We start from the raw sequence: 8,188 nt of genomic DNA, 5'->3' as shown, positions 1-8,188 counted from the left end.
CGGGGGCGCTGTGGGGGCCGGTGGGGTGGGCGGTGCTGATGGCGGGCGGCGGGGTGGTCGTCTCGGCGGCGTCCTCGTTCAACGCGGCGGTGACGGTGGTGGAGGTGTGGATGGGGGCGGGGGTGGTGTGAGCGCGGGCGGTGTCAGTCCCACCTCATGACGACGACGCCGGGGAGGGCGAGGTCGGTGAGCGGGCTGCCGTCGGTCCGGCGGCAGCGCTCCAGGGTCACGTGGGTGGGGGAGGGGAGGGCGGAGAAGGGGAAGGGGGCGGTGGCGTCGAGGGTGCAGTCGCTCAGCATCAGGTGCCACAGCTCCGCCGGGGTGCCGAGCGCGCCGTCGTGCCAGCCGCTCACGTCGAAGCCACCGAGGACGAACGCTTCGAGCGCGGTGAAGGCGCTCAGGTCGGGGGCCTTCGTCATCCGCCGGGTGCTGTGCACGGAAAGCATCGTGAGCCGGGGCAGCGGCGTACGGGTCAGGGCGCGCAGGGTCTCGTCCGCTCGTATCTGCACGGAGAGGAACGTCAGGTCGGGATAGGTGGCGATCTCGCGGAAGACGCCCTCCCGCTCCGCGAGGCCGAGGGGGATTCCGACGCGTGTGATCCCGGGCACGGTCCTCCCGGCGCGCACCTGCCCGGCGTGCTTCACGACGACGGGGACGGATTCCAGCCGGATGACCGCCAGCACCTCGCACGCGTAGTCCTCGGCGGGGAAGTAGGACCACGCCTCGACGAGGGCCTCGACGGTCTTCGCGTCCTGGCGCACCGCGTACGCCCTCAGCAACTCCCGTGTCTCCTCCCCGCCGATGAGTGCCACCGTCTCCACCGTGCGGGCCGCCGCCGTCTCGCTCAGCCCGGCCAGGGACCTCGGGAGCTTGCGCAGCAGGCCCGGGCCCACCGCGGCGAGGGCCGCCGGGTCGGTGGAGCGGCGGGGCGGGAGGAGCTTGTCGATCGCCGCGTCGATCCGTTCCGCGACGCGCACGGGCAGCGAGGTGCACGTCTCCTGGCACGAGGCCGCCACCAGCCGCAGCTTGCGCGCGTACTTCCGCTCGGCGTCGGCGCGGTCCAGAATCCCGTTCAGCAGTTCCTCGCGCTGCCGCGTCCCCGCGTGGCCCGCCGCCAGGACGATCGTCTCGCGCCACAGGTCCAGGTGCGCGCGGCCCACCAGGTCGCCGACGCGATCGGCGTCGACGGCCTCCGCCGCCGCCAGGTACTCCTGGAAGGTGCGGTGGACGAAGTCGATGCGGTCCTCGGCCGGGTCGCGCAGGAGGCCGGAGCGGTGGCGGAGCTGGTCGAGGACGGCGGCGCCGCCGAGGTCCGCCACGTGCCGCATCGTGCGCAGGCGCTAATCCGTCCAGGCGGCGGCGCGGGGCACGTCGATCTCGCTGCGGTTGTTGTCGGACAGGCGCCAGGCGAGGTCGCGCAGGAGGACGAGCTTGTCGTCCAGGGTGAGGCGGCTGTCGGCCGCGCTGGGGATGCCCCGGTCGGCGTCGCGTTCGTGGACCAGGGTGTGGAGCGCGTTGCGGTACAGCTCCATGCGGCCGCGCGGGAGCCGGCGGCCCTGGGCGAGGTGCATCGCGCACAGCATCGCGGCCGGGAGCGGAGTGCCCGCGAGGGCCTGGAGGTGGGCGCGGTCCTTGGGCGCGGTGAGCAACGCCTCCTCGTACTCCGGCAGTTCCTCCGGCTCGCAGGGCAGCGCGCTGCCGGACGCCCGCACCGCCTGGTGCCAGCGGCGGACGAAGCCGGCCAGGCCGGAGGGGGACATGCGGTCGAGGTGCAGGGGCGCGAAGCCCTCGGCGGTGAGCCAGCCCGCGCGCGCCGCGGCGGGGCGCGAGGTGACGAGGACGCGGATGCCGGGGTACTGGCCGAGCAGCCGGCGCAGCCACTCGCGTACCGCCGGGCGTTCCCCGGCCACCAGCTCGTCGATCCCGTCGACCATCAGCAGCACGCGTCCGGAGGCGAGTTCGCGTTCCGTCCAGCCCCGGGGCAGGATCCCGGTGATCATCCCGGCCACGCCGTCGAGCATCCGTTCCGGCAGCGGGGGCCTGCCGCCGCCGTACTCGCGGAGCTTCACGAGGACCGGCGTGAGGCCGTTCCACTCGCTCAGCTCGCCCGTGAAGGCGCCGCGCGCGGCGGTGACGGCGAGCCAGCGCAGGAGCGTCGTCTTGCCCGTACCCGCCTCGCCGCGCAGCAGGACGCGGGCGCGGGTGCTCAGCGCGCTCTCGACCCGCAGCGAACGGGCCTCGGCCGCCGCCTCCCACCGCCCCATGTCGAGCCGCCCGGCGACGGTGGGGCGCGGACGCGTGCGCGCGGGGCCCTCCTCGCCGCGCGTGCGCAGGCTCATGTACGCGACGGACAGCGGCACGCGCGGCGGAGAGTCCTGGCCGGGGACGCGGCGGAACATCTCCACCTCGTCCACGTCGCGGCTCAGCAGGGCGAGGTACTCGCGGCGGAAGGCGCCGTCCAGGTCGGCGCCCTCGGGGGCGAAGTGCGAACGGTCCGGGAGGCGGGCGAGGACGCGTGAGATCTCCGCGCCCACCGTCGCGGTACGGGCCAGGAGTTCGGCCGCCGCGCGTTCCTCGAAGACGGGCAGGCCGCGCACGATCCGTACGTAGTACTCGGCGCACTCCGCCAGGAGCAGCTCGTAGAGCCGGGTCTCCTCGGCGTCCAGGCCGGGCGGGGGAGTCGTCGTGGTGACGAGGTGGCGGACGAGTTCGGGGGCGCGGGCGTCCGTCGCGAAGAGGGCTTTGTCGGAGAGGTCGCCCTTGGCGAAGGTGTCGGCCACGGCGTCCACGACGGCCTGGCGGCTGTGCTCCTCGCGTCGCTCGAAGGAGTGCCGCAGGGAGGGTTCGAGGCGGTCGAAGACCGCGTTGGTGATGTGCGTGAACTGCGCCTCGACCTCGCGCTGGAGACGCACGCCGGGCAGCCGCAGGCGGATCAGCTCCTCCATGGACAGGGCCCGTTCCTGCCCGCGCCGCCCCCGGTCGAGCCAGGCCCTGCCCGCCGCGCCCGCCACCTTCGAGCCCAGCCGCAGCGCCGCCGTCTCCGCGAAGACCATGACCGCCCACCCCCGTCACCCGCCCGTCCCTCGCAAGTGTGGCAGCAACGACCCGGGCGTGCGGGTCACTTCGCGTCCGCGTAGCACTCCACGACCGCCGTCGTGAAGGGGACGCGGAGGGGGATGTCGCCGAAGCAGACGCGGGTGGCCTCGCGGGCCGCCTCCGCGATCAGGGCGGGGATCTCGGCCGCCTCGGCTGCGGGGGCGTGGACGATCACCTCGTCGTGCTGGAAGAAGACGAGTTCGGCGGCGCGGGCGCGCAGCGCGCGGCGCAGGGCGGCCAGGAGGAGCAGGGTCCAGTCGGCCGCCGCGCCCTGGACGACGAAGTTGCGCGTGAAGCGGCCCCGGGCGCGGGAGGCGGAGGGGGACGGGGCGGGCTCGTCCTCCTGCGGGATGCCGGCCTCCCCCGGGTCCTCGCCGCCCACCGGGGGGCAGGTCCGCCCGAGCCACGTCCGCACGAGGCGGCCCTCCTCGCCCGCGCGGGCCGCCTCGTCCACGTAGGCGACCGCCTTCGGGAAGCGGCGGCGCAGCGCGGCGAGGTTCTTGAGGCCGTCGCCGGAGGTCTGGCCGTAGATCGCGCCGAGCACGGCGATCTTGGCGCGGTCGCGGTCGCCCGCGAAGGCGCGGTCCGAGACCGCCGCGTAGAGGTCGTCCGCCTTGGCGGCCACGTCCAGGAGGCCCGCGTCGCCCGCGACGGCGGCGAGGATGCGCGGCTCCATCTGGGCCGCGTCCGCGACCACGAGGCGCCAGCCCGGGTCGGCGACGACCGCGCGGCGCACCACCTTGGGGATCTGGAGCGCGCCGCCCCCGGCCGTCGTCCACCGTCCCGAGACCGCCCCGCCGACCACGTACCGGGGGCGGAAGCGGCCCTCGCGCACCCAGTCCGCGAGCCAGCCCCAGCCGTGCGCCGTCCACACGCGGTAGAGCTTCTTGTAGGCGAGCAGCGGGGCGACCGCCGGGTGGCCGACCTTCTCCAGCTCCCAGCGCCGCGTCGAGGTGAGCTTGACGCCCGACTCGGCGAAGGCGCGCAGCACGTCGGCGGGCAGGTCGGGGCGGACGTGCCGGCCGAAGGCGCGCGAGACCTCCTCCGTCAGCTCCGCGAGCCTGCGCGGCTCGCCGCCGCCCGCGTACCGCTCGCCGAGCAGTTCGCGCAGCAGTTCCCGGTGCCGCTCCGCGCTCCACGGCAGGCCCGTCGCGTTCAGCTCTGCGGCGACGAGCGTGGCGGCCGACTCCGTGCCGGTGAGCAGTGTGAAGCGGCCCGGGTGGCCCGTCTTCGCGTGGCGGCGCAGCTGTTCCGCGTAGACCCCGGCGACCGCCTCGGGAGGGAGCGGGGCCGGGCGGGCCTCGAAGAGGGAGGACTGCGCGTCGGGCTCCGCCGAGGGGCCCGGCGGGTCCTCGGGGACGGGGGCGTCGCGCAGGCGGGCCCACGCGGCGGCGAGCGCGCGGGGCTGCCCGTGCCGGCCCTCGTGGCCGAGGAGCAGGGTCTCGGCCGCCTCGATGTCGTAGCACCGCTCGACGCGCACCCCGGCGGCGAGCAGCGCCGGGTACACGTGCGCCGTCGCGCGCCAGACCCAGCGGCCCACGCCGGGACGGGCCCGTACCGCCGTGGCCGCGTCCGGCTCCGTGACCGGGGGCGCGGCGAGCGCGCCGTCCGGCGTGAGCGGGGCGACGCGCACGCCGGGGCCGTCCGCGTCCGCGGAGGTGAGCAGCCAGCGGGCGGCGGAACCGGTCATGCGGACGAGTCTCGCAGCGGGGTACGACAACGGGCGCCCGCGCCGGTCCGTCCACAGGGTGTGGACAATGGGGGAGTGCCCCGCGAGACCGGTAGGACCCGCAAGAACCGCCAGGGTGGCCGCGCCCCCCGCGACACCCGCGCGGGTGAACCGCCCCGCGACACCCCCGCGAGCGGGCGGCGCGGCGACCGCCCCCGCGACGAGGCGCGCGGCGCCGACGGCGACCGTCCCCGCGACGGCGACCGTCCCCGCGACGGCGACCGTCCCCGCGACGGCGACCGTCCCCGCGACGGCGCGCGGCCGGGTCCGGTGACCGCGACGGCTCCCGGCCCGACGCGGCCCGCGCCGCCCGGGACGCCCTCGGGGCCGCGCTCGGGGACGACACCGACCGCTCGCTCGACACCGCCGCCTCCCTCCTCGCCGCGCTCCCCGGCCCGGCCGCGCGTGCCCTGCTCGCCGAGCGCGGCGCGGTGCTCCTCGGCGCGGCCTGGCGGCGCGGCTGGGAGCCCGCCGACCTCGCGCGGCTCGTCCGCCGCGACCTGCGGCCCGCCCACAGCCTGCGCTACGCCGCCCTCGTACGCGACGAGACCCGCCGTTACGCGCGCCTCGCCCCCCGGTGGACCGCCCAGCTCGCCGAGCTGGACGCGGGGGACGCCGGGGACGGCGCGCGCGGGGACCGGTTCAGCGCGGCGGCGGAGGCCGTGGAGCTGTTCCGGCTGCTCTTCCGCGTCCCCGCGATCGAGCCCGTCGGCCCGCCGCCGGGCTCTCCGCCCACGGCGCCGCTGCCCACCGACGACCGTGAGCTGAGCCGGGTCCGGGCGCTGCTCGCCAAGGCGGAGGCGACCGCGTACCCCGCCGAGGCCGAGGCGCTCAGCGCGAAGGCGCAGGAGCTCATGACCCGGCACCGCATCGACGCCGCGCGCCTCGCGGGCGCGGTCACCGGGCCCGGCGACGGCGTCGCCGCCCGGCGGATCGGTGTCGAGCAGCCGTACGGCGAGGCGTGGGCGATCCTCCTCGACGCGGTCGCCCGCGCGAGCGGCTGCCGGGCGGTGTGGAACGAGGAGCACGGCTTCTCGACCGTCGTGGGGGAGGCGGCAAACCTCGCGGCCGTCGAACTGCTGCACACCTCGCTGCTCGTGCAGGCGCACAGCGCGCTGACGCGTGCGGAGGCGGAGGCGCGGGCCGCCGGGCGGCGGCGCACGAAGACCTTCCGGCAGTCCTTCCTGCTCGCCTACGCCGACCACGTCGGGGCGCGCCTGGAGGCGACGGCCGCGGCCACGGTGACGGAGTCCGCCGGGCCCGAGGTGCTGCCGGTCCTCGCGGCGCGGGACGTGGCCGTGACGGAGGCGACGGAGCGGATGTTCCCGAAGACGAAGGCGGCGCGGGTGCGGGGGATCAGTGACGAGGCGGGGTGGCTGCGGGGACGGGAGGCGGCGTCGAGAGCGGACCTCGACCACCAGCCCCTCCGGCGTTTGAGGAGCGAGAGCGGGGGCGGAGCCCCCGGGGGTGCCTCACCCGCACGCTGAGCCAGCCGCACCGGGCACCCCTTATGTCCGTATGGTGAAGTCGTGAGCTGGCTCAACGCCCTGGCCGAGACCTCCCGGACCGGCCTCAGAGTGGAACGCAAACGCCTCGTGCCGCTCGTCGCGCTGCGCGGCGCCGCCGGGCTCGCGCTCCTCGTCGTGGTGAGCCTGAACCTCTTCGGACCCGGCGTCGCCGCGTCCTCCGCCTTCGGCGCGTTCTCCGCCGCCATCGCCACTCTCCAGCGCTCCTGGCGGCCCCGGCCGCTGCTCGCGCTCGCCTCCGGCCTCAGCCTGGCCGTCTCCACCTTCCTCGGCTACGTGTGCGTCGTCCACCTGTGGTTCTTCGTGCCCCTCCTCATGCTGTGGGCCTTCGCCGCCGGGATGGCCTGGGCGGCCGGGCCCACCGCGGGGATCATCGCCGCGTCGAACGTCTCCATCGTCATGGTCACCGTGACGCTGCCGGGCTCCGTGCTCTCCGCGCTCGGGCACGCGGCGGTGATCGCGACCGGCGGGCTCGTGCAGGCCGCGCTCGTCTGGCTCGTACCGATCCGGCGCTGGGGCGCGCACCGCGACGCGCTCGCCGACGCGCTCGCCGCGGTCGCCGACTACGCGCGCAGGCTGCGCCAGGACCCCGTCGCCGACTTCGACCCCGAACCGCTCATGGAGGCACGCAAGGCCGCCGTGCTCACCCCCCGGCAGGCCCGCCGCCGCCCCGCCGAACTGCGCGGCCCGCGCGGGGTCGCCGAGCGCATCAGGCCCGTGCTCGCCTCGCTCGCCGACCCGGGCCTCGGGGTCCCCGCCGAGGGGCCCGCGCGCGAGCGGGTGAAACGAGCTGCTGTACGCGGCGGGCACCGTCCTGGACGCCTGCGCCCACGCGGTGCGGCGCGGCGAGCCCGTCCGCGTACCGGCGGCGACGAAAGCCGTGCTGCGCACGCCCGACACCGAGGAACTGCTCTCCGGGGCACCGCTGCGGGCCGCGCGCCGCCTGCGCGTGCTGCTCGACGACGTGCGCGAGACGGCCGACCCCGGCGGCGGCACCTCCCCGCGCGTCCCCGACGACGCGCGCGGGGCCCCCTCCGCCGCGAGCCGCGCCCGCACCCGCGCGCCGCTCTCGGAGCAGGCGGCGGGCATCGCGCTCCTGCTGCGCCTCCAGCTCCGCCGCGACTCGCCGGTCTTCCGGCACGGTGTGCGGATCTCCGTCGTCGCGGGAGCCGGGTACCTCCTCGGTTCGCTGCTGCCGCTCGGCCACCCCTACTGGGCGCCGCTCACCTCCGTCATGGTCCTGCGCCCCGACTTCTCGCAGACCTACGCGCGCGCGGCCGGGCGGTTCACCGGGACCCTCCTCGGCGTCGCCCTCGCGAGCCTCGTCGTGCGCCTCGCGCACCCCGGCCCGGAAGTCCTCGCCTGGCTCGCGGTGCTGTGCGGCGGGCTCATGTACCTGCTCATGCGCACGGGGTACGTCGTCGCGCAGTTCTGCGTCTCGCTGTACGTCGTCTTCCTCCTCGGCATGGCCGGGACCGACCTCGAACAGACCACCCTGGAGCGCATCGGGCTCACCCTCGTCGGCGGTCTCCTCGCGATGCTGGCGTACGCGGTGTACCCGGCCTGGGAGGCGCCGCGCCTGCGCGGCAGGCTCGCCACCGCGCTCCTCGCGCACACCGCCTACGCCGCCGCCGTCTTCCGCGCCTGCGCCAACCCCTCCGAGGACCGGGGCGCCGAGGTGCGCAAGGCCCTGCTCGCCGCGCGCGACGCCCGCTCCGAGTGGCAGGAGGCCGTCGAGAAGGCGCGCGACGAGCCCGTGCGGCAGCGGGGGCTCTCGCGCGCGGCGGCCGACGAGGCGGACGAGGCGCTCGCGAGCATCGCGCGGGTCGCGATGCTC

General features: G+C 76.7%; 4 protein-coding genes and 1 pseudogene. 2 read left to right on the top strand and 3 right to left on the bottom strand.

Translation table 11 applies throughout. The features are described from left to right. Nucleotides 1-143: 143 nt before the first annotated feature. The 3 genes from SSBG_RS35745 to SSBG_RS11980 form a co-directional block, all read right to left on the bottom strand. Complete coding sequence (locus tag SSBG_RS35745; protein ID WP_324603506.1) at nt 144-1,319, bottom strand: hypothetical protein; 1,176 nt, start codon at nt 1,317-1,319, stop codon at nt 144-146. A 21-nt stretch (nt 1,320-1,340) separates the two neighbouring features. Beyond that, entirely contained in the window at nt 1,341-3,053 is a 1,713-nt protein-coding gene (locus SSBG_RS35740) for an NACHT domain-containing protein (protein WP_324603505.1), read from the bottom strand. A 65-nt stretch (nt 3,054-3,118) separates the two neighbouring features. Further along, on the bottom strand, nt 3,119-4,786 hold the full coding sequence (locus SSBG_RS11980) for a bifunctional 3'-5' exonuclease/DNA polymerase (RefSeq protein WP_037869553.1): 1,668 nt from the start codon (nt 4,784-4,786) through the stop codon (nt 3,119-3,121). 449 nt (nt 4,787-5,235) lie between these two features. Here SSBG_RS11980 and SSBG_RS11970 point away from each other — a divergent pair, with 449 nt between their 5' ends. Both SSBG_RS11970 and SSBG_RS11965 read left to right on the top strand, forming a co-directional pair. Further along, nucleotides 5,236-6,312 carry a DUF2786 domain-containing protein gene (locus SSBG_RS11970; protein WP_008746395.1) on the top strand — a complete coding sequence of 359 codons (1,077 nt, stop codon included), beginning with the start codon at nt 5,236-5,238 and terminating at the stop codon, nt 6,310-6,312. A 42-nt stretch (nt 6,313-6,354) separates the two neighbouring features. Next, nucleotides 6,355-8,188: pseudogene (locus SSBG_RS11965) on the top strand (FUSC family protein); the annotation flags it as partial.

The organism is Streptomyces sp. SPB074 (assembly GCF_000154905.1).
Classification (GTDB): Bacteria; Actinomycetota; Actinomycetes; order Streptomycetales; family Streptomycetaceae; genus Streptomyces.
The sequence above is the reverse complement of the archived record's forward strand: the minus strand, read 5'-3'. Positions and strand labels throughout refer to the sequence as shown.

Excerpts from the sequence above, each read along its gene's own strand:
- SSBG_RS35740 (WP_324603505.1), bottom strand. The coding sequence starts at position 3,053 with ATGGTCTTCGCGGAGACGGCGGCGCTGCGGCTGGGCTCGAAGGTGGCG.
- SSBG_RS11980 (WP_037869553.1), bottom strand. The coding sequence starts at position 4,786 with ATGACCGGTTCCGCCGCCCGCTGGCTGCTCACCTCCGCGGACGCGGAC.